The sequence below is a fragment of the Virgibacillus sp. M23 genome (genome assembly GCF_034190895.1).
GTDB lineage: Bacteria > Bacillota > Bacilli > Bacillales > Amphibacillaceae > Virgibacillus > Virgibacillus salarius.
In genome coordinates, this window is sequence record NZ_JAWDHA010000287.1 from 1 (window position 1) to 432 (window position 432).

1 protein-coding gene is annotated in these 432 nt (G+C 44.0%); it reads right to left on the reverse strand.

The window, feature by feature from the left end:
* A partial coding sequence (locus RVS70_RS22595; protein WP_321134976.1) for an alpha-amylase family glycosyl hydrolase occupies window positions 1-432 on the reverse strand: 432 nt, incomplete at both ends.

Consider the following 432-nt stretch of genomic DNA (forward strand, 5'->3'; position numbering starts at 1 on the left):
GTTCTCGCATGGTCCCGTCCTTTTGTCATCACGGCTTTGAGAAACTCTTTTTCTGACATCGTTTTGTTTTCAACGACTAGCTCACGATAAGCATTTTTGATTTCAAGATCGTCATACATCTCCAGCGGCATATCGCTGTTAACCATACCGATTTCTTCTCCCTGGTAAATAAACGGCGTTCCTTTCATGCCGTGCAGAACCGTTGCAAATGCCTTCGCACATTCCTTACGCAGCTTCCCGTCATTGCCCCAGCGGGAAATAACCCTCGGCTGGTCATGGTTTTCAAAATACAGGGTATTCCAGCCGACATTCATTAACCCAGTCTGCCACCTTGTCATCGTCTTTTTTAAAGCAACCAAATCGAACGGTTTGATCTGCCATTTTCCATTTGTCGAGTTTTGTTCTGTATCAATATCCATATGTTCAAATGTA